This is a genomic window from Yoonia ponticola (assembly GCF_014199395.1).
Lineage (GTDB): Bacteria > Pseudomonadota > Alphaproteobacteria > Rhodobacterales > Rhodobacteraceae > Yoonia > Yoonia ponticola.
In genome coordinates this window covers 101,629-122,786 of record NZ_JACIJM010000003.1, presented here as the reverse complement: position 1 = coordinate 122,786, position 21,158 = coordinate 101,629, and the positions used below count along the sequence as shown (strand labels likewise).

20 protein-coding genes are annotated in these 21,158 nt (G+C 55.4%); 4 read left to right on the top strand and 16 right to left on the bottom strand.

The annotated features are described in order from the left end of the window. Positions 1 to 43: 43 nt before the first annotated feature. The 4 genes from FHS72_RS05650 to FHS72_RS05635 all read right to left on the bottom strand — a co-directional run bounded on the left by FHS72_RS05650 (position 44) and on the right by FHS72_RS05635 (position 3,713). Positions 44 to 1,426, bottom strand: coding sequence for a TRAP transporter large permease (locus FHS72_RS05650; protein ID WP_183526915.1), 1,383 nt, complete (start codon positions 1,424 to 1,426; stop codon positions 44 to 46). After that, positions 1,426 to 2,028, bottom strand: a complete 603-nt coding sequence (locus FHS72_RS05645; RefSeq protein ID WP_183526912.1) for a TRAP transporter small permease subunit — start codon at positions 2,026 to 2,028, stop codon at positions 1,426 to 1,428. The genes FHS72_RS05650 and FHS72_RS05645 overlap by 1 nt, the downstream gene beginning before the upstream one ends. A 229-nt stretch (positions 2,029 to 2,257) precedes the next feature. Then, positions 2,258 to 3,025, bottom strand: a complete 768-nt coding sequence (locus FHS72_RS05640; RefSeq protein WP_183526908.1) for an amino acid ABC transporter ATP-binding protein — start codon at positions 3,023 to 3,025, stop codon at positions 2,258 to 2,260. A 22-nt stretch (positions 3,026 to 3,047) separates the two neighbouring features. Next, the gene (locus FHS72_RS05635; RefSeq protein ID WP_183526905.1) at positions 3,048 to 3,713 is read right to left on the bottom strand and encodes a GntR family transcriptional regulator; all 666 of its coding nucleotides are present in this window, start codon (positions 3,711 to 3,713) and stop codon (positions 3,048 to 3,050) included. Between the two features lie 178 nt (positions 3,714 to 3,891). Between FHS72_RS05635 and FHS72_RS05630 the strand changes: the two genes are divergently transcribed. From FHS72_RS05630 to FHS72_RS05620, 3 genes are all read left to right on the top strand, one after another. Next, positions 3,892 to 4,701 carry an ABC transporter substrate-binding protein gene (locus tag FHS72_RS05630; protein WP_183526903.1) on the top strand — a complete coding sequence of 270 codons (810 nt, stop codon included), beginning with the start codon at positions 3,892 to 3,894 and terminating at the stop codon, positions 4,699 to 4,701. A gap of 99 nt (positions 4,702 to 4,800) precedes the next feature. After that, entirely contained in the window at positions 4,801 to 5,472 is a 672-nt protein-coding gene (locus FHS72_RS05625; RefSeq protein ID WP_183526900.1) for an amino acid ABC transporter permease, read from the top strand. A 42-nt stretch (positions 5,473 to 5,514) separates the two neighbouring features. Beyond that, positions 5,515 to 6,651 carry an aminotransferase class V-fold PLP-dependent enzyme gene (locus FHS72_RS05620; RefSeq protein WP_183526874.1) on the top strand — a complete coding sequence of 379 codons (1,137 nt, stop codon included), beginning with the start codon at positions 5,515 to 5,517 and terminating at the stop codon, positions 6,649 to 6,651. Between the two features lie 86 nt (positions 6,652 to 6,737). Here FHS72_RS05620 and FHS72_RS05615 read toward each other — a convergent pair whose 3' ends face one another. The 12 genes from FHS72_RS05615 to FHS72_RS05560 form a co-directional block, all read right to left on the bottom strand. Next, a complete protein-coding gene (locus FHS72_RS05615; RefSeq protein WP_183526871.1) occupies positions 6,738 to 7,565 on the bottom strand; it encodes an ABC transporter ATP-binding protein in 828 nt (275 codons plus the stop codon). Continuing rightward, entirely contained in the window at positions 7,562 to 8,458 is an 897-nt protein-coding gene (locus FHS72_RS05610) for an ABC transporter ATP-binding protein (protein WP_183526868.1), read from the bottom strand. The genes FHS72_RS05615 and FHS72_RS05610 overlap by 4 nt, the downstream gene beginning before the upstream one ends. Next, positions 8,455 to 9,321 (bottom strand): ABC transporter permease, encoded by an 867-nt coding sequence (locus FHS72_RS05605; protein ID WP_246414514.1) that lies wholly within the window; start codon positions 9,319 to 9,321, stop codon positions 8,455 to 8,457. Before FHS72_RS05605 ends, FHS72_RS05610 begins: the two co-directional genes overlap by 4 nt. Next, entirely contained in the window at positions 9,314 to 10,321 is a 1,008-nt protein-coding gene (locus FHS72_RS05600; protein ID WP_183526865.1) for an ABC transporter permease, read from the bottom strand. The genes FHS72_RS05605 and FHS72_RS05600 overlap by 8 nt, the downstream gene beginning before the upstream one ends. Before the next feature lie 65 nt (positions 10,322 to 10,386). Then, positions 10,387 to 11,925, bottom strand: coding sequence for an ABC transporter substrate-binding protein (locus FHS72_RS05595; RefSeq protein WP_183526862.1), 1,539 nt, complete (start codon positions 11,923 to 11,925; stop codon positions 10,387 to 10,389). Positions 11,926 to 12,052: 127 nt separating this feature from the next. Further along, complete coding sequence (locus tag FHS72_RS05590) at positions 12,053 to 13,597, bottom strand: phytoene desaturase family protein (protein WP_183526859.1); 1,545 nt, start codon at positions 13,595 to 13,597, stop codon at positions 12,053 to 12,055. Between the two features lie 4 nt (positions 13,598 to 13,601). Further along, positions 13,602 to 15,152: an indolepyruvate oxidoreductase subunit beta family protein gene (locus FHS72_RS05585; protein WP_183526856.1), complete on the bottom strand. Its 1,551-nt coding sequence runs from the start codon at positions 15,150 to 15,152 to the stop codon at positions 13,602 to 13,604. 11 nt (positions 15,153 to 15,163) lie between these two features. Further along, positions 15,164 to 17,308, bottom strand: a complete 2,145-nt coding sequence (locus tag FHS72_RS05580; RefSeq protein WP_183526853.1) for a thiamine pyrophosphate-dependent enzyme — start codon at positions 17,306 to 17,308, stop codon at positions 15,164 to 15,166. Positions 17,309 to 17,329: 21 nt separating this feature from the next. Continuing rightward, complete coding sequence (locus tag FHS72_RS18395; protein ID WP_221235354.1) at positions 17,330 to 17,563, bottom strand: hypothetical protein; 234 nt, start codon at positions 17,561 to 17,563, stop codon at positions 17,330 to 17,332. A 40-nt stretch (positions 17,564 to 17,603) separates the two neighbouring features. Beyond that, positions 17,604 to 18,050 (bottom strand): MarR family winged helix-turn-helix transcriptional regulator, encoded by a 447-nt coding sequence (locus FHS72_RS05570; protein WP_183526850.1) that lies wholly within the window; start codon positions 18,048 to 18,050, stop codon positions 17,604 to 17,606. After that, a complete protein-coding gene (locus tag FHS72_RS05565) occupies positions 18,047 to 19,612 on the bottom strand; it encodes a phytoene desaturase family protein (protein WP_183526848.1) in 1,566 nt (521 codons plus the stop codon). The genes FHS72_RS05570 and FHS72_RS05565 overlap by 4 nt, the downstream gene beginning before the upstream one ends. Positions 19,613 to 19,630: 18 nt before the next feature. Next, positions 19,631 to 20,425 carry a cyclase family protein gene (locus FHS72_RS05560; RefSeq protein WP_183526845.1) on the bottom strand — a complete coding sequence of 265 codons (795 nt, stop codon included), beginning with the start codon at positions 20,423 to 20,425 and terminating at the stop codon, positions 19,631 to 19,633. Positions 20,426 to 20,731: 306 nt separating this feature from the next. Between FHS72_RS05560 and FHS72_RS05555 the strand changes: the two genes are divergently transcribed. Then, positions 20,732 to 21,157, top strand: coding sequence for a cupin domain-containing protein (locus FHS72_RS05555; RefSeq protein ID WP_183526842.1), 426 nt, complete (start codon positions 20,732 to 20,734; stop codon positions 21,155 to 21,157). The last annotated feature ends 1 nt before the right edge of the window (position 21,158 follow it).

Here is a 21,158-nt window from a genome sequence, read left to right as displayed (position 1 = left end):
GAATTGGCCGCCCCTTTTTTGTTTGTCGCTTAGGATGCAACGTTTATCCCCGTGGCAACCACAGAACAATCTGCGGGAACGCGAACAGCAACGAGATCGCGATCAGCTGCAAGATCACAAACGGAATGATGCCGCGATAGATGGCACTTGTCGGCAGGCTGTCTGGGGCGACGCCGCGCAGATAGAACAGCGCGAACCCGAAAGGTGGCGTCAGGAACGACGTCTGCAGGTTCACACCAACCATCACACCAAGCCAGATCGGGTCGATATCCAGCGCCAGCAGAACAGGTGCTGTGATCGGGATCACGATGAAGATGATCTCAAACGTGTCGAGGATGAACCCGAGCACGAACATGATAATCATAACCACGATCATCGCCGTCATCGCACCACCGGGCAGGCCAGTCAGTACGGAATGCACCAAATTGTCGCCGCCCATCAGACGGAACACGATCGAGAACACGCTCGCGCCGAACAAGATGATGAACACCATCGACGTGATCGTCGCCGTCGCCACCACCGTTTGGGTCAGGATCGCAAAAGACATGCGCCACCGCAAAAACGCGAGAAGCATCGCACCAACAGCGCCCACGGATGCGGCCTCTGTCGGGGTGGCGATACCGCCGAGGATAGACCCGAGAACGGCAAGGATCAGCAACAGCGGCGGGATCAAGGCTACGATGACTTCGCGCAGCAGGCCGCTGCGTTCTTCGGGTGGCACTGGCGTCGCAGGACAGCTTGCCGGATCGGTGATCGCTTTGAAGATAACGTAACCAGCATAAAGGCTGACAAGCAGCACGCCGGGCAGCAATGCGCCCGCAAACAGATCGCCGACAGACACCGGAACGGGGGCAAAGTTACCCTTTTCCATCTGCACTTGCGCGTTAATGCCGGACAACATGTCGCCCATGAAGATCAGAACAGTCGATGGCGGAATGATCTGGCCCAATGTGCCGGATGCGCAGATCACGCCTGTGGCAAGTTTGGGATCATAGCCTGCGCGTAGCATCGCAGGCAGTGAAATCAGACCCATCGTCACAACCGTAGCACCAACCACGCCCGTTGACGCGGCAAGCATCGCGCCCACCAGAACCACCGACAGGCCAAGTCCGCCGCGCAGATTGCCGAACAGTTTGGACATCGTCAGCAGCAGTTGTTCAGCGATGCCGGATTTTTCCAGCATCACGCCCATAAAGATGAACAGCGGCACGGCCACCAGCACTTCGTTCGACATAAATCCGATGTAACGGTTGGGCAAACTCCCAAAGTTCGACGGATCAAAAACACCAAGCGACCAACCCAAGAGACCAAACAATAGCGATACACCGGCAAGCGAGAATGCCACCGGAAAGCCCAGCATCAGGAATCCGATGATGCCAAAGAACATGAGACTGGCGAGCAGCTCACCAAGCAGAACAGGATCCATCACAGCGTTCCTTCGTGATCGGTTTTGTTAGGGGAAGCGGTGTGTACAGCGACATCAACATTCGCCGGATAGCGCAGGTGTTCGGGCAGCAGATGTTCGCGATCGGCCAATACCAATACGGCGCGCAGGGCCATTGCGACCCCTTGCAACAGGACCAGCACGGCAAACACGATGATAAAGGATTTCAAGACATAGAGGCCCGGCATGCCGCCGACGTTTGATGATCCTTCCCAGTAGGACCACGACCGCGTGACGAATGGCCAAGAGTAAAGCGCGACGATCACCATAAACGGGACGAGGAACACCACCACGCCGAACAGATCAATCATCGCTTTGCGGCGAATGCTCGCGGGGCGGTAGAAAATATCAACGCGGACATGATCGCCGCGTGCGAGTGCGTAGCCTGCAACACCGGTAAACATCGCGCCGTTCAACCAGATATACAGATCGCGCAGCCACAAATAACTGACACCGAAAAGATAGCGCTGCACCACAACGGTAAAGCAGGCAATCACGATGCCAAGGGCAATCCAGGACATAACGCGCCCGATCACCGTATTCAAAGTGCTGATAATAAGCACTATCGTCGCTATAGCCTGCATCGATACCTCCCCCAGACCTCAATCGGTTTTTATTTTCACATATTTTTGAGATTAACAATATTCATATCGGAAACACTTAGCAGATGGCGCAGGCGTTTTGGCGGAGAATATAATGTGTGGCCGCGATGCGGTGGCTGGCCTGACATTCCGAACTTTACGATAGGGGGCGGTATGCGAGGTGGGGGCTAAATGCGGCTAGCTAGAATGCCCGCCGCATTTGCTTTAAATCCTAGTGTCCGAAAATCTGGCTCAGGAATAGTTGTGTCCGCTCGTGTTGCGGGTTGTCAAAGAACTCGTCTGGCGTGTTTTCTTCAACAATCGTGCCCTTGTCCATAAAGATCACGCGGTCAGCCACTTGGCGGGCAAAGCCCATTTCGTGTGTGACGCAAACCATCGTCATGCCGTCTTCGGCGAGCGTGATCATCGTGTCGAGGACTTCCTTGATCGTTTCTGGATCAAGCGCGGATGTCGGTTCATCAAACAGCATCGCGCGGGGTTTCATACACAAAGCCCGCGCAATCGCGACGCGCTGTTGTTGGCCGCCCGATAGCTGTCCGGGATGTTTCATCGCCTGATCGCTGATCCGCACCTTTTCAAGGAAGTGCATGGCGATCTCTTCGGCTTCAGTTTGTGATAGGCCGCGAACTGACATTGGCGCGAGCGTGCAGTTCTCAAGAATGGTCAGATGCGGAAAAAGGTTGAAGCTTTGAAAGCACATGCCAACTTCTGACCTGATTTTGCTGATATTCTTCACATCCGACGTAAGCTCGATCCCGTCCACGAAAATCTCGCCCTTTTGGTGAACCTCAAGACGGTTAATGCAGCGGATCAGCGTTGATTTGCCTGACCCTGATGGGCCTGCGATCACGATCCGTTCACCTTGTTTAACGGTCAGGTTGACGTCTTTCAGGACGTGAAAGTCGCCGTACCATTTGTTAAGGTTCGTGATGCGGATCGCCGCGTCGTCGCTGATGATATTTGTCGTTTGTTTGGTCATGGGCGGGGCCTTTAAGGAGAGGTTAAGGGGCGGTTTCGGCGCGTGTGCTGTGGGCGCGTAGGTAGCTTTCTTCGCCAGCAAGCACGAAGCGCAGGATTAGCAATTCGACGTCAACGCCTTTGCGGCTGCTGAACACGGTCAGCATTTGACGGTGAAGGCTGACAAGCGTGCGTTGCGAGGCGGTGTCATGCAGGGTCGCCATGCGAACTGCTTGAATTTGCGCCATATATCGCAAGATGGTGTCGCGAAGTTCGATGTTGGGAACGGCAGACAGCCACGTGCGGCGGATCATTTCCGAGGCATTAAACAATAGTGCAATGTCACCGGACGCGATGGTGCTTTCCGACAGATCAACGGCGTGTTCCAAGCTTGCAAGGTTTTCATCCGTCAATGCATAAGCCGCAAGCGCCGCCGCGCGAGGTTCCAGCAATCTGCGCAATTCGAAAATCTCTAGGATCTGGCGGTGCGTCAGTTCGGGCAGGGTGAAGCCGCGCGTAGAACTGGCAAGATACCCTTCATGGGCGAGCCGCATAAAAGCGTCGCGCACGGGCATCCTAGAGACGTTGAATTCGGAAGCGACAGTTGTGTCGACGAGTCGGTCTTCATGCGTCAACTCTCCGCGCTGAATGCGGCCCAAGTATTCATCATATATGACGTCTTTGATGTGGCGTTTCGGCTGATTGGACATGAATGACCTTAAATTCGTATACTGTTTATGCTGTTAGATTAATCGTTTCTGCAAAAATATCCAGTAAAAAGCTTTAACCTTAAATAAAATGTTTGAAATCGTATACGCAACGTGCGTATCATCATGGAGAGCGCAAAACCTCAAATCGCGCCGCCAACCCATCAACAGGGAACGACCCATGACATTTAAAACACGCCACCTCATCGGCTTTACCGCTGCAATCATGACTGTTTTCTCTGGCTTGAGCGCGAGCGCGCAAGAGACATTGAAAATCGGCTCTTACCCCGCAAACCCGCCTTGGGAATTCAAAAACGAAGCGGGCGAGTTTGAAGGTTTTGAAATCGACATCATCACCGAAATCGCGTCCCGCCTTGATGCAGACCTCGAAATCAGCGGTCTCGATTTCCGCGCACTTTTCGTTGCAACCGCATCGCGCCGTGTGGACGCTGTTGTCTCGTCGCTGACCATCACCGATGAACGTCTTGAAGCACAATCGTTCACACAGCCTTACTTCTCAGGCGCGCTAGGCTTTGGCACCAAAGAAGGATCCGAGATCGACAGCCTTGTCGATCTGGCCGGCCTCAAAGTTGGCTCAATCGCGACATCCTTCCCAGAAGGTTGGCTGAAAGAGCGCGAAGACGAAATCGGTTACGCGTCCTACGGCAGCTATGACAGCACCGCCAACATGCTGACAGACCTGCGCAATGGCCGCATTGACGTCGCTGTAAACGACATCGTCAGCCTGCGCTACGCCTTCACACAGCCACAGCTGAGCAACCTTGAAGTCGCTCTCGAAGTCGCAACCGGCGACCGTTTTGCGATCATGATGCCGAAAGATTCCGAAAAACTCGAAGCGTTCAACGATGCGCTGACCGAGATGAAAACGGACGGCACGATGGCTACGATCTACGAAAAATGGTTCGGCGTTGCACCTGCGGCTGACAGCCTGACCGTGACACCACTTCCGATCCCGACATCGGCTAACTGATCCAAAACGGTGTGGGGGCGATGCGTTTAGTCACGTGTCAATCGGCCCCACACCACCTCAAAACCACCGAAGATAGCAGGAAAGGCATTCGTGCAGTCAATGGAAATCTTTGAAATTTTCTTCAACCTCGATGTCATGAAGCGGGCTTTTCCGATCTTGATGCGCGGTCTTGTAAACACCTTGCTTCTGGGCGGTGCGGCCTCTGTGTGTGGCGGTATTCTAGGGGTGCTGGTGTGTCTTGTTCGGCTTTATGCGCCAAGACCTTTTCAGCTGCTCGCGATCCTTTTCGTTGATATCATGCGGGCCATTCCGGTATTGGTCGTGCTGATCCTCGTTTATTACGCGCTGCCGTTTGCTGGGATCGTGTTCCCACCATTCCTCGCCGCAACAATTGCACTCTCGCTGGTGCTCGCGGCTTATACCGCCGAAGTTGTGCGGGCAGGGATCGAAGCCGTGCCAAAAGGCCAATTCGAAGCCTCTGAAGCTCTTGGGCTGTCGTTCTTTACGATGATGCGCAAAGTGATTTTGCCGCAAGCCTTGCGGATGATGATCCCGCCGCTCGCGTCTTATTGCGTGGCGATCATGAAGGACACGTCGCTCGCGTCCGTAGTGACCATGGGTGATTTGTTAAAGCAAGCAACCGACGCGCAAGCGTTGTTCGCGAACCCGACACCGCTGCTGCTGGCCGCGTTGATCTATATCGCGATCCTTTGGCCGATGGTGCGGTTCACCAGTTGGCTCGAACAGCATTACAGGCGCGGCTACCGCTAAGGTCCAGCGCCCCCTCTACATCTAGTTTTACGGAGAAAGAATATGTCCGCACTTAACGGTGGCGACGCCTATCTACTATACCATTCCATCGGCCATTATCCTGATAAAGAAGCGGATTTGGCGAAAGAGCTCACGTCCTTCGCAACAAGCTGGTCTGCGAATAACGACGGGCAGTGGAACGATATCTTAACGAAACGACAAAAATTCATCGACCTTTGGGCCGAGTTGATTTGCGCACCCAAAGGCACGCTTACCACCGCCGAGAACGTCACATCCGCGATGATGACACTGATTGGATCGCTGCCACGCGAGATGCTTGTCGGTAAAAAAGTCCTTGTCGCCGAGGATGGTTTCCCATCGATCCATTTCCTGCTGACAGGTTTGGCGGACCGCTACGGCTTTACCTTGCAAACCGTGCCGTTGCGCCAAGGTGCGCATTGGATCGAAGAAGACGACATGATCGCGGAATGGGACGAAGATGTTGCACTGGCGCTTTTGACATGGATCAGCTCGACCACCTCGCACCGCAGCGACCTGCCACGTCTTGTGGAACATGGCCGCAAAATGGGCAGCTTGATCGGTGTTGATATCACGCAAGGCGCGGGGCTTTTGCCGTATGACGTCAGCGCGCCAGAGGTCGATTTTGTGATCTCGACAAGCCTGAAATGGCTCTGCGGCACACCGGGCGCGGGTATCCTTTACGTGGCCGAAAAACTGATGCCGATTTGCGAGCCGGACCTGCGCGGGTGGTTTTCACAAGACAACCCGTTCTCGTGGGATCTGGACAAGTTTGCGTTTGCACCTGATGCGCGGCGCTTTGACAACGGCACACCGTCCACGCTGTCCGCAATTGCCAGCCTTCCGGCTCTTGAATGGCGGATGAAGCAGGACACGAACGCCTTTATTGCGCATAACCAAAACCTTTGTGCGATGTTGCTTGAAGGGCTCGAAGCCCTTGGTCTGACGCTTGCCACACCACGCGAGGTTGATCGCCGTGGTGGTAGCCTGATGCTGTCGCTGCCGGACCATATCGTGGCTGCAGAGGTTGTGCAGAAATTGCGCGAGCAGCAGATTTACATGGATTGCCGTGGCCAAACGCTGCGCATGTCACCGGGTCCGATTACGACCGTTGATGGTGTGAAACGCACCTTGGCGGCGCTGGCAGACATACTGCGTTAATCCTCGCGGATCGCAAAAAGTAAAGCGAGCCTTGCTAACTGCAAGGCTCGCTTTTTTCGTGAGTGGTGAGTGGTCGTGTCGTAAAGCTAGTCAAACCAGCTTTCATCAATCTCAGGGCGCGGAATGGCCGAGAGCAATGATTTCGTAATGTCGGATTGAGGGTTGCTGAACACCTCTTCGACGGGGCCGCAATCGACGATTTCACCGTGATTGAGGACGATAACTTCGTCGCACAAATGCCGGATCACCGACAGATCGTGGCTGATAAAGGCAATCGTCAGACCCATTTCCCGCGCGAGGTTTTGCAGCAGTGACAGCACCTGCGCTTGGCTGGACACATCAAGGCCAGACACGATTTCATCCGCCAGAATAAATCGTGGTTGCAGCGCAATCGCGCGGGCGATGCCGACGCGCTGGCGCTGGCCACCTGACAATTCGTGCGGATAACGGTCGGCAAAATCAGCAGGCAAGCCAACCTTTTCCAATGCGTTCTCCGCATCTTTACGGGTGCCGCCGCATTTGTAGCGTTTCATCGGCTGGGCGATGATGCGCCAGACTTTGTGACGTGGGTTGAGCGACGACATCGGGTCTTGAAAGATCATTTGCAGATTGCGACGCAAAGGGCGCAGCGCATTTTCGTCCATGGTGCTGATGTCTTGACCGTCAAAAAGCACTTCACCAGCGTCAGGTTCAAGCAGCCGCACCAATACGCGGCCAAAGGTGGATTTACCCGAGCCGCTTTCGCCAACAATACCGGTGATGCGCCCTTCGGGAATGTCGAGATCAAGACCCTTCAACACTTCGATACGCGGTGCCGCACCGAATAGCGGTTTATGCGCGTGATCGGGAAACGACAGACGCAGATTGCGCACCGAAAACAGGGGCGGTTTGGGAGGCTTCGGTGAATAGGTCATTTGCGGCCCCCTTGGTAAAATCGCACGTCCTCTGCCTGTGTGTCACGCTGAAGCTGCGCGATCAGGTCTTGTGGCACGGGACGAAACGGCTCTGCTGTGGCATTTGGCGTTGGCGTTGCTGCGATCAATCCGCGCGTATAAAGATGCGCCGCGTCGTTGAAAATCGCCTCTGTGGGCGCATCTTCTAGAACGCGTCCCGCAAACAGAACGGTGACCTTCTGGCTAATCTTGGCCACCACACCCATGTCGTGTGTGACGAACAAAACGGCCGTGCCGGTTTCGCGTTGCAGCTCGCGGATGAGCTTTAGGATTTGTTTTTGCACCGTCACATCAAGTGCAGTTGTCGGCTCGTCCGCGACGATCAAGCGGGGCGAGGGCGCAAATGCCGCCGCGATCAAAATACGTTGCCGCATCCCACCGGATAATTCGTGCGGGTAGCTGTTCATCACCCGTTCAGGATTGCGGATATGAACCCGTTCCAGCAATTCCAGCGCCCGTTTTAACGCACGGTCGCGGCTCCAACGATGGATGCGAACCAATGGATCGGTGATTTGTGGCCCGATTTTACGGACGGGATTCAGCGCCGTCAGCGGGTCTTGCGGGATTAGCGCCGACATCTTGGCGACGATGCTGCGGCGCGTCTTGGGGCGCATCGCGTTCAACGACTGACCTTCGAGTAGGATGTCACCGCTGCTATGGACAACCGCACTTGGCAGAATGCCCAAAACGGCCCTACCAATCATCGATTTTCCCGCACCACTTTCGCCGACAAGGGCGCGGACTTCACCCGGCTCCAAGGTTAACGACACATCGCGCAGCAGTCGCATCCCGTTAGGCAGCGTCGCGTTCAGTTGCCGGATTTCCAGCGTGTTTTCATGGGGTTGTGTTGTCATGAGCTGAGCACCGGATCAAATTTCTTCTTAATGCCCTCGCCAAGCGTCGAAAAGCTAAGGACGGTGAGGAACAATGTGATCAGCGGGAACAAAAGCACCCACCATGCGAAATGAATGGCGCCGCGTCCTTCGGCGATCATGGATCCCCATGTCGGATCGTCGGACGAGATCGACAGGTTCACAAAGCTCAGGATTGCCTCGACGATCACGGCGATCCCCATTTCCAGCATCAATAGCGCGATGATCGACGGCATGACGTTGGGCAGGATTTCGCTAACAAGCGTCGTGAAACGCCGTGCACCGCCGATGCGGGCGCTGTCGACGTAGTCCATATGCGCCTGAACCATCGTTTCGGCGCGGATCACGCGGGCGAAGCGGGTCCAGTCGATCAGGGCAATCGCCGCAATCACCGACGTCAATCCTGTGCCCATCACGGCGACCAAAAGCACGGCGAATAGAACGGGCGGAAAAGCCATCCAGATATCGACAAGCCGTGAAATCACGCGATCCCACCAGCCACCATAGTAGCCAGCCAGCAAGCCGAGGGTCGAGCCGAAGATGCCCGTGCTCACGGCAGCAATCACGCTGACGAACAGGGCGATACGTGCGCCGTAAATCATCCGAGACAGCACATCGCGACCCAAGCTGTCGGTGCCAAGCCAATAGCCCGGCTCTGCGCCATCCATGAAAAACGGGGGCAGGCGTTCGAGAAACAGATCTTGGGCCAGTGGATCATGCGGTGCGATCAGAGGCGCACAAAGTGCCGCAAGCACCAGCATCATAATCCACGTTAACGGTATCCAGAACCGCAGGTTTCGTACGCGAAACCGTCGGCGGCGAAGGGGCATTGTCGCATCAACCATGGCGCAACCTCGGGTTCAAAAGTGTGTAGGACAGATCAACAAGCAAGTTGATCACGGTGAACAGTGCGGCGAACAGCAGCACGATCCCTTGGATCAGCGGCAGGTCGCGATTGATCACCGCGTCGATGGCCATATTGCCCAAGCCTTCGAAGGCAAAAAGGCGCTCGACGATCACGGTGCCACCGATCAGGAACGTGAACTGCACGCCGACCAGAGCCAATGTGGGCAAGGCTGCATTGCGCAAGGCCTCGCGTAAGATCACGCTGGTTTCCGAGAAACCACGCACACGGGCAAGGGTGGTGTAGTCTTGGTTCAACACTTCTTTCAGGTTCTGTTTCAGCAGTTGCGCGATCATTGCTGCTAGCGGCAGGGCCAGTGACATGGCAGGCATTAACATATGTGAAAGGGTGGACATCACGACGTCAAAGCGACCACGGATCAGCCCTTCGAAAATGTAAAAGTTGGTGGTGAAATCAAATTCGATGCGTGGATCTATGCGGCCCGAAATCGACAGGATTGGCCAGAGGACGCCGAATAGCAGCACGAATATCAAACCCCATAGAAAATCGGGTATCGACAGCACAGCGCCGCTGGTTAAGTCCAAGCCGACTTCGGTGGCCGTATCGCGTTTACGTGCGCCGATGACAGCCACGGTCCCGCCAAGGCCCAAGGCGATGAACAGCGCCATCGTGGACAGCTCTAGCGTGGCGGGTAGGCGGCCAAGGACCAATTCAGCGACGGGTTGGCGCAGCGTGATTGACGTCCCAAAATCGCCGCGCAGCACACCGCCGAGCCAGATCACGAATTGCTCAAAGATACTTTTGTCAAAGCCATAGAGTGCTGACAGATTGGCGATATCTTCGGGGGTGGCACCGGGGGGCAGCATCATCGCAATCGGATTGCCGGGGGCCACACGCACAAGGACGAACACAACAACAGCCACACCGAAAAGCGTGATCGCAGTCGTGATAAGACGCACTAAGACGTTTTTGAGGAGCATTGATTTCTCATTCAAATAGGGCTTCGGACCGCACCCAAGCGGTCCGAAGGTTAACTGCGTGCAGATCAGGCTTTCGAGATCGCCTGGGGCAGCAAGTCGCCAGATGTGTATGGCGTGAGATCAAGTGAGGAATTGTAAACAATCGGCATTACGTATTGCAAAAGCGGGATGACGTAGCCTTCTTCTGCGATGTAGCGCGACACGTCTTTGTAGCCTTGGATGCGTGCGTTTTCATCCGCTTCCACAAAGAGGGGTCCGATTTTGTCCATCAAATCAGCACTGTCCCAAACCGCATGCGGCGATGGTCCAAACATTGCAAATCCGGTTGATGTGGATGGATCACCAATCGAGTTGCCCCAGTTGTAGAATGCGGCGGGTGCAAGCGTATCTGCCGCGCGCAATTCGTAGTGCTTTGCGATCTCGTAGACTTCGATTTCGGCTTCGATTCCGACTTTGCGCCACAGACCAACAATCGCTTGGATCATCTCATAGTCTTTAGGCTTGAAACCGCGTGTTGTCTGGATTTTGAACGTCACTGGGTTCTCGACAGAGAAGCCGGACGCTGCCAACAGCTCGACCGCTTTTTCAGGATCATATTCGAACGTGATGCTGTCGTCGTAAGCCGCGTATCCCGGTGCTTCGAGCGTGGCCAATGGCACGCCGTATCCGCGCAACAACCGATCAATGATCAGCTTTTTGTCGATGGCGTGATGTGCTGCAAGGCGGACGTTTTTGTCCAACATGACGTCGATATCGTTAAGGAAAATCATACCGATGTCTGTGACGGGCACAGCCTGACCTGATAGGCCGTCTTTGGCGATCAAGCGGTCATATTCTTCATAAGGAATGTTGGATGTGACGTCAGAGTTGCCAGACTCGATTTCGGCGACCCGTGATGCGGAATCCGATACGAATTTGATTGTGACGGTTTCAAAGGCTGGCGCGTCACCCCAGTAGTCGGGGAAGGCTTTCAGGCGGACATACGCACCTTGCTCGAACGCATCGACCATATACGGGCCTGTGCCGATTGGGGCTTTTTCGAACCCTTCGGAACCGACTTCTTCGTAGTATTTCTTAGGCAAAATGTGACCCGTCAGGAACGCCATCCATTTGAACAAAGCGGGTTCAAATTCCAGAACGTCGCCCGTGATGACGTTGCCATCAATCGTAAAGTTGCCGATTTTGGACCAGACGAACTGCATCGGATTGCCGGTGTCAGGGTTGCTTGCACGCTCTAACGACCAAACCACGTCTTCTGGTGTGAAATCGTCGCCATTGTGCCATTTGACGCCTTCGCGGACGGTCAGCGAAATCTTGGTTTTGTCGTCGTTAAAGCCCCATTCGGTCAGCAGGCTAGGTGTGAATGACAAGTCAGGTGCTTGACCGACGTAGCGGTCAAAAACGGCGAGGTAAACGGACTGCAGGGCAGGGTTTACGGCCGCTGGTCCGGTTGTCGGGTCCCAGCTTTGCACGGGGACGTTGTAGGCGATGGTCAGGTCGCCCGCACTTTGTGCCGATAGCGGCACACCGCTCGCAAAAAATGCGGTGACGGCGGCAGAGGTTCCCAGAAACCCGCGTCGTGTGAAGTCAGTGGTCTTGGTCATACGTGATACTCCCGTTGGTGATCTAATGGCCCGATTGTGGGCTCTGTTTGTGATTTTTAGTTTAAGTATAAAATTTCATAACTAAAGCAAAAATAGCTATGAGAACGCATTTAGTTGGGCATTTTTGTCATTTGATGTTTTGTGCAGCAAAGAATCCGGATGCTGCACCCGTTCCAGCACCTGGCCAACAAGCGGCACCAATCATGTGCAGCCCTTTTATCGGCGTGTGCCCATCCGCGAACCCGCGCAATGGCCGGAACAAGAAGTTCTGGGTTAGATGATGCGAGCCACAAATCTGGTCGCCACCCACAAGATTCGGATTTCCCGCCTCTAGGTCCAGCGGCGACACGACGTGTTTGGCGAGAATGGTGTCCTTGAAACCGGGGGCTTGCTGCTCAATGATATTGAGGGCGCGTTCCGCCATGGCCACTTTGGCATCGCCCCAATCAAGGGCTCTGATTTCGCCTTTTGCATCGCCTTTGATGTCGGCAGGAACCACGCGGACCTGCACCCAAAGCGTGTGCTGACCATCTGGCGCACGAGAAGGGTCAAACACGGTTGGCTGGCCGACAACCAACAACGGCGTTTCGGGCAAAAGCCCTGCAACAGCCTGCGCATACGTCTTTGCTGCCGTGTCGATGGTTGAGCTGATATGCACGTAGGCGAATTTTTCGAGCGCGGTTGCGATCCAAGGCACCTGTTTGTCGAGAGCAAGATGGATCATCATCGTGCCCGGTGCGTGTTTGAAGTTTTCCATGCCCTTGTCAAAACGCGGCTGCGCTGTGGGGCCTGTCAAACGGGTTAGGTGTTTCGGTGCAAGTCCTGCCAAAACCAAGGACGCGTCGATGATTTTCTCGTTGACTTCGACACCAGTGACGTTGCCGTCTTTGTGAATGATGCGCGTGACATCGGCGTTGCATTCGACCGTTCCGCCATGTGCTTCAATCATAGCGACCAGCGCGCGGGTCACAGTATCAGCGCCACCTTTGCCGATAACCATGCCCATCGCCTGACCGGCCATTGCTTCGAGGTAGGGGAAGATCGCGCCGCCCGCGATGTCTGGTGCAAAATCGAGGTGCATACCCCATGTTGAGAGGGCCGTGCGCAGGCGCGGGTCTTCAAAAGTTTCATCAAGCCAATTGCGCGGTGAGCTCAATAGGAACTGCCCGATCTCAAGGCATTTGGCAGTCCCTTGCTCCCGCCATGTTTTCCACAAAAATTTAGCCAGCGGCAAGCGGCGCATTGGTGTGGATAGCAATCCGCCAACGACGCCTGCGCGTTCGGGAAAGGCCGCCATCAAGGTACGCCAAGTCGCTTTGTCCGCGTCGCTGTGAAAGCTGCTAAGCGTTTCATCGACGTCCATCGTCACACCGACATGATCGCCCGGCTCTAGCGCTTGGGCGAAGGGGCGGTCAATGGGAACAAACTCTAACCCGTGTTTGGCCATCTCTGCGCCATGGCGGGCCATGAACCCTGATCCAGCAAACATCGACAGGTTCATCGCCGCGACGTCGTGGCGGAAACCGTCCAAGGTTAAGTCTTCGGTGCGGACGGCTCCGCCGGGTGTTGGTCCTTGCTCCAACACGCGCACGGATTTGCCGCGTGCCGCAAGATCGGCCGCCGCGACAAGTCCGTTAATGCCTGATCCGATGATAATGATAGGTGTGGTCATGGTGTTACCCTGCAAAGCTTTTGACGGTGGCCAGTGCGCCATCAAGAGCGTCACCTTTCACGTCATCAAGTGCGGCGACCCGCAAACGGCGCATCCAATCGGCGGCATCTTTGCGGCCTTGCAGCAAGTCCAATGCGCCCATGACCCGTGCGAATTTCGACATGCCGCGGACGTGCGTGTCGGAATACCCTTTGATCAGGCGGTAATTTGTCAGAACTTCCGCAGCCAGTTCGGGATCATTTTGTGCCACGTCGAGCACGGTTTTAAACCACGCATCGACATGGGCCATTTCGCTCGCGTGCCGCAAAAGCCCGCGACGATAAGGACGCAGCGACGACACAGCCCAAAGCGTCAGGAACCCGCCAAGACTATCCGTCCGTACACGGCGACCCTTGTCAAAATACTTGGAATAAAGCGTCTCAAGGCTTTTGCGGTTTTGCAGCCATTTGCCCAACGGACGCGGCAAGGTCGTTGCGAACTCTTCAAAGCGTGGGTGGAAGTATTCAGTGACCATCAAAACCTGATCGTCTTTGACGACGACTTCGTTTTTGACCCGCTCAAGCCGTGACGCCCGTGTCTTGATATCGGCCACGCGCAGGATGTCGTCATAGCACAACGCACGCGAGCAATATTTGGCAGCGGCGATGCTTAGATCATAAGGGGCTGTGTCCAATGCTGCGACCTTTTCGACCATCGTCAGGTAGTCGGCCCCGTAGTCAACGTCTTGGTAGTCCACGACTTTGCGGACACCCAAAGCGGTCATCTCTTGCACCGCCTCGGGCAACGCCTGAACACGGCTTTCGAGTGCGGACCATTTGGATTTCAATTTTTCGGGAATGTGCAGCGTCGGCAATTCCACCGTGGTCGTTTCCTTGGGAAGCGGCGCTGCTTTGGTGCCTTTTGCGATCTCATAGGCATCGCCAAAGGCCCGCAAGCTGGCCTCTACGCCGCGACCTGACTTGCGGATAATGTCTTCAAAACTTTCGCGCGAAAAGGGCAGGGAACCTGATCCCGCAAGCGCCCCAAGCAAGGATGATGAAATCACCGAACCCGCTTCTTTGGCGACGGTTTCCATGTCAAACGCCACCACTTTATCAGCGGCGATTCCCATAGCGGCGATCACTTCGGCCCCGTCGATGCGCCCGTCACCGGGTGTGGTTTTTTCTGAAATGGCCGCGATGCGGTGCGTCGATGCGATCAAGGTCGTTCGGCCCGGTGTCACGAACCCGCGCATGATCGCGCGTCCGCCTTCCATCAATTCCGATGCCATCAGAATATCGACGTCACCGATGGAGGGCGACAACGAGAAGATCGGTGCGCGGCCCGTATCGCGGCACATCTCAACGTAGTAGATCGTCGCACCAGTCCGTTGGGCCACGCCCGCAACCGACGTCGATTGCGCACGGAAACCGTTGGCTTCGGCCACGGCCACGATCCAATTGGTCAGCACACCGCCGCCTTGGCCGCCCACAGCCAGAGCTGCGAGCGTGATGATTTTCTCGCCGTCTGGTCCAGCTGATCGACGTGCGATGATAGGTTTGTTCTGAACGTTCATGTGGCTATTCCTTATGCAAAGGCGACGCGCTTGGCGTCTCGTCGGCCTTGCAGCCAAGAGATGATTTTTTGATTACGCTTGGCGCGACGACGCTCACCCGTGCTTGGGTTCGACACGATTTCGGCTTGGAAGAATGACGGACAAAGAACGGCCGCATCGGCCACTTCGCCGCAGTTTCCGCAGCCAACACATGTCTGGTCGATTGCCGCGACCGGATCATCGCGCAACGGGTCGCCGGTGTCTTTCACCGACAATGATGGGCAACCGGACAGGCGCATGCAGGCGTGGTCGCCCGTGCAGATGTCTTCGTCGACGCCGAACCGTGGGCGCACAACCCGTTTGCCGTCTTTGGCGGCTTTGGCCAATTCCGGTTTCACGCGGCGTTGTTTATTCAACATGCACTCGGACGAGGCCACGATGACTTTGGGACCGCGTTCTTCGGTTGTCAGGGCTTCTTTCAGCGTATCGCGGACCTTGGTCACGTCATAGGTGTGATCAATCTGGCGGATCCATTTGACGCCCATACCTTTACAGGCATCCACGATAGAGCTTTGGGTTTGTTTGGTTTTGTTGGTGGCGCGGGACGACAGAATGTCTTGGCCGCCCGTTGCTGCCGAATAAAAGTTATCAACGATAACAATAACGTTGTCGGATTTGTTGAACACAGCGTTGCCGACAGAACTTGTCAGACCGTTGTGCCAAAAACCACCATCGCCCACGAAGGAAATCGAGCGTCGTCCGTTGGGGTTCTCGTTATGGAACGCCGCAGCAGACGCAGGCCCAAGCCCGTAGCCCATCGTGGTCGCCCCAAGATCAAATGGAGGCATGATCGAAAACAAGTGGCAGCCGATGTCGGACGAGATGTGGTGTTCGCCCAATTCTTCTTCAACCAACTTTGTGGCCGCAAAGATCGGGCGTTCAGGGCAGCCTGTGCAGAAACCAGGTGGCCGTGCAGGCAATGTTTTCGACAGATCAGGGATCGCCACTGGTTCTTCGTTGGTGACGACTTTTGCGACAGGTAACAGGGACGGGGCGTGTTCAGTCAGGAATGCGCCGATCCCGTCGACCATCACTTGTCCGGTATATTCGCCGCCCATCGGCAACTTGCCTTTGCCTTCCAGCGTGACGGATTTTCCGCCTTTGTATAGCATGTGGGCAATCTGCTGTTCGACGTAGTTCGGGTGACCTTCCTCAATGACAAGGATCGCGTCTTTGCCTTCGCAGAAGTCCATGATTTGACTGTCGACGAGCGGATAAATGCAGTTCAGCACCAGCATGTCCATGTCGGTGTCGCCGTAAAGATCAGCAAGTCCCAGACGGTTCAGCGCACGAATGACGGTGTTATAGGTGCCGCCTTGTAGGATCAGGCCAACTTTGGCGTCGGGCTTGCCAAAGCGTTCGTTGATCTCTTTCTCAATGATGAATTTCTTGGCAGCAGGCAGGCGTTTGGTCAGCTTTTCTTCTTCGTGCAGGTATGTGGCTGGCGGCAACACGATGCGGTCAAGTTGGCGGGCTGGCTTTTCCAACGCATCCGACACGGTCATCGGTGGGCGTTTGTTGTCAGCGGCCTCAAAGTTACCGTGGACGTGGCAAGACCGGATGCCGACTTGCAGCATCACTGGTGTGTTCGATATTTCGGACAGCTCGAACCCATCACCAACCGCTTTGACAATCGCGGGCAGGTTTGGGCGCGGGTCTAGCATCCAGACCTGAGACTTCATCGCAAAGGCGTAGGTGCGCTCTTGCATGATCGACGAGCCTTCGCCGTAGTCTTCGCCGACGATGATCAATGCACCGCCAGTGACACCGCCAGACGCAAGGTTCGACAAAGCGTCAGAGGCCACGTTTGTGCCGACCACGGATTTATACGTGACAGCGCCGCGAATTGGGTAGTGGACGGAGGCGGCCAGCATCGCTGTCGCGGTTGCTTCGCTTGCGGACGCTTCAAAGTGGACGCCAAGCTCGCTTAAGATTTCTTCGGCGTCGGCCAATACGTCCATCAGGTGTGAAATCGGCGAGCCTTGGTAGCCGCCAACATACCCGACGCCATTTTCCAACAGCGCCTTGGTGATCGCAAGGATGCCCTCGCCGGAAAAGGTATCACCTTGACCCTGTTTGAGTTTCTGAACTTCTTTCGCAAATGATCTTTCGGCCATCTGTGGTCTCCTTAAAGCGGGTTATTGCGACGTGGCGCGATTGGTCCACAGCGTGGTCTGTGCTGTGGCCTGGTAGGCCATGCCTTCGGGATAGCTGATCGCTTCCATTTGAAGGCCCCAAGGCGTCGAGAAATAGGTGATGGATTGCCCAGCTGTCAGGTCGATATCATCGACGCCGCGCAGTGGCTCTGCCTGTGCAAGGACGGGTAGAAGTGCGGAAAGGGAGAGTGCTGCTAGGAATGAAATCTGTGTCATTGCAGTGTCCTTGCTGAGGGTGATTTTTGAATTTTCGGAATTAGAAGTCGTGGTGCCGAATGTCGTAAAAGATACGTAACAACAGTTGGTTAAGCGTTTCGCGTTCCTTATCCGACAGGCTGGCGAGCATGGTTTCGCGCATGCCCACCATTGCGGGCCATGCTGTGGCGTAGGCCGCGCGGCCAGCGTCGCTGAGACTGATCATGCGGATGCGGCTGTCGTCGTCTTGGGCTTCGCGTTTGATCAGCCCTGCGTTTTCCATCGTGTCCAATGTGCGCGACAGGGTGGATTGTTTGATCACTGTCAGCACCGAAAGTTCGGAAATCGAGCAGGGGCTATTATCCGCCAAGACCACAAGCGCACGCATCTGTGCGACCGATACGCCAGCGGTTTTGAGTTCGGATTCAACGCCTTTGTTATACCGCGCCATGATCCGGTTCATGAGGTAGGGGGTAAAGGCTTCTAACTCTTCGGGACCAACGCTCATGCGCCCAATTCCTTTGCGGTCAGATAGCCCGAGCCACCAGACAATCCCGGACCCGGATGTGTGGATGCGCCGATGTGGTAGAGGTTTTTGATGCCAGTTGCGTGGCGGACCGTGTCTGCAAACGGGCGCCAGAGGAAAAATTGCTCAATCGTGCATGCGCCACCATAAGGATCGCCGCCGACAAGGTTCATATTGTAGCCCTGCAGGTCGGCAGGCGATATGGCCCGGCGCGTCAGGATTTGATCTGCAAAGCCGTCGATATGATCGGCCAAGATGGCCTCGACGCGGTCTGCATATGCTTCGCGCAGGGCTTCAGTCCATTGGCCGTCTTCGGGGATGTCCAATGTGCCACGTGCGTCGCCTTTGACGTGACGCGGGGCTTCGGGCATCTGCAACCAAAGTACGCTTTGGCCCTCGGGTGCGCGGCTTGGATCGGCAGCACTTGGTTGGCCGACGCAGATCGTTGGCACATCCGGCAAGAACCCGCGTTCGGCCTCGTTGCCAGCCTTTGATACGCCATCCAAACCCGGTGTGATGTGCAGCAGTTGCACCGCGTCTAGGCCAGCGGTCTTCCAGTTTACGGGACCATCAAGATGGTAGTGCAGTTGGAAATTACCTTTGCCGTAGCGGTATTTGCGCAAGTCCTCTTGCTTGGCTGGTGTGGGCGCGAGCGTCTCGTACAGTTGGTTTGGCGTGACAGAGGCCAGCACTTCGCCCGCTGCGATTTCTTTGCCGTTGGACAGTTTCAGACCTTTGGCCACGCCGTTGATGATCGTGATTTCTGCCACTTCGGACGACGTGTGAATTTCACCACCGTTTTCCGTGATAATCGCGGACAAAGCGCGGACCATATTGGCAGCGCCCCCTTTGACGATCGGGGCGCTTGCGGCTTCTAGAGCAAATCCAATGACTTGACCCATTTGACCCGAAAACGCGGCCTCTGGTCCGAGGCCCGCATGTAGACACCACGGCGCCCAAAGCGCACGGGTCAGGTCATTTTCAAACGACGTCTCAAGCCAGCCGCGCATCGATTGCAATGCGCCGCCCATCGTTGTGGCCAGACCGCGTGGTTTGCGTTTCCACGTTTCTTTCGCCAGCAGTTTTGTGGTTGATTTCGACCAAGGATCGCCGCCCATCAGGCCGAAAAGTAACTCTGCATCGGCTCCGAAATTATCAAGATCACGGGCAAGCTGCGCGCCGTCTCCGGCTTCAACCGCATCAAACGCCGCAACATTAGCTGCGCGATCCGTTGTGTATGTCAGCGCACGCCCGTCCGGCAGCAGCACACCCGTGGGCGTGTCAGTCGCACAGAATTCGACGCCGTGCCGTGCAAGGTCGTCTGCCAATGCGCCATGCGCTGCACCCGTCACCCATAGAACAAAGGTGGTGGCGAGGGGATCGTAAGTGACCCCCTCGGCCAGTGTTTCTGACCGCATACAACCACCCGCGACAGCTTCGCGTTCGAACAGCGCGACTTTCTTGCCGGATTTAGCAAGCATAGCCCCAGCCGTCAGCGCGTTAATGCCACTGCCGATAATGGCGATATCGATGGGTGCGGTCATGATCTGTGTCTCCGAACTTTAGGACGCGGGGATCAGTGCAAGAGCGCGGATCGGTGATCCGGTGCCTTTGACGATCTTAAGCGGTGCAGTGATCAGGATCGCGCCTTTAGCAGGCAGTTCGCTCAGGTTCGTCAGGGACGCGAGGCCGTAGCGGTTGTGCTTGTGCAAAAGGTTGTGGGCAGGGAACGGGATTTCAAATCCACCAGCCGCACCCGCGTCTGTACCGATACATTGTGTACCCCAACCCAGCGCTTTTTTCTCTTCCATCAAATAGGTGATGACTTCGGCGTTCGGGCCAGGTGTGTGTGGACCTGTTTCATCTGCGTTCAGGTATTTGACTTCGTCGTCGTTGTATTGATCCCAGTCCGTCCGCATCAGGACCCATTCACCTTCTTTGATCTCGCCGTGTTCTGCTTCCCATGCTTTGACGTGGTCTACTGTCAGTAGGAAATCGGGATCAGCGGCTGCTTCTTTCGAGCAATCAATGACGTTGGCAGGCGCTACAAAGTTCTGTGGTGCGATGGTGTCCACAGAGCCGTCTGGGTAGTCTTTACCTGTGACCCAATGGTGTGGTGCATCGTAGTGCGTGCCAGAGTGTTCGCCCAACTTGAGCCAGTTCCACGCCCAGAATGGACCACGATCACCGTATCTGGAAATCTCGTGAATTTCGATTTTTGGCGTGTCGTCTGCGATCTCTGGCGGCAGCTTTAGCAATGGTGTGTCAGGGCCAAGCGGGCCGCTGCAATCGACCACTTTGATCGAGCCATCCAAGAGGCTGGTGGCAAGGTTTGCGAGTGTTGTTTGGCTGGTCATATTGAGGCTCCCTGATCTCATTTTTTAGTGACTGAGTCTTAGTTATATGCAAATACATATATAAATATTCTTCAAGTACAAAGTTAATTTGTAGTACGCCAAGCCTCAAACTGACTGCAAATGCATATAATTTTTGCATATCAGCACAAATAACAGGCAAGTTTGTTGATATTTTAAAGACTCTTGGGAAGTCCGCTTGCCCGCGTCGGCTGAGGTGAAAATAAATAAGTTGAGGTTTAAAGTATATTCTGGCTATGTTGCCGTATAGCGGCAGAGGTGCTGCGTCGAAATTCAGGGAGATATATGATGTCCGATAAAGTTGTACCGGTAGTAACGCGCTCTCAAGAGCTTGATGACAGCACTTTGCAGTCAGGCGAATGCGTGCGTAAATCGGGTGTTAGCCCGCAACACACCCCAGCGACAAAACTGTGGTTCGGTCGTGTGAGCAATGAGCCGGGCCACCGTTCGCCGCCACACCACCATGACGAAGCCGAAACCGGTGGCTACGTTCTCAAAGGCCATGGTCGCATCTACTTTGGCGATGACTACAAAGAATTTATCGACCTGTTCGAAGGCGATTTTGTTTTTGTGCCGCCCTTCATGCCGCATGTCGAAGTGAACATGAGCATCACGGACGAATTGGTTTGGCTGACCTGCCGCACGCCTGACAACTTTGTCACCAACTTGCCTGATGTGCCGGACGAAGCCCTCGAAGGTTACCGTCGCCCCTGAT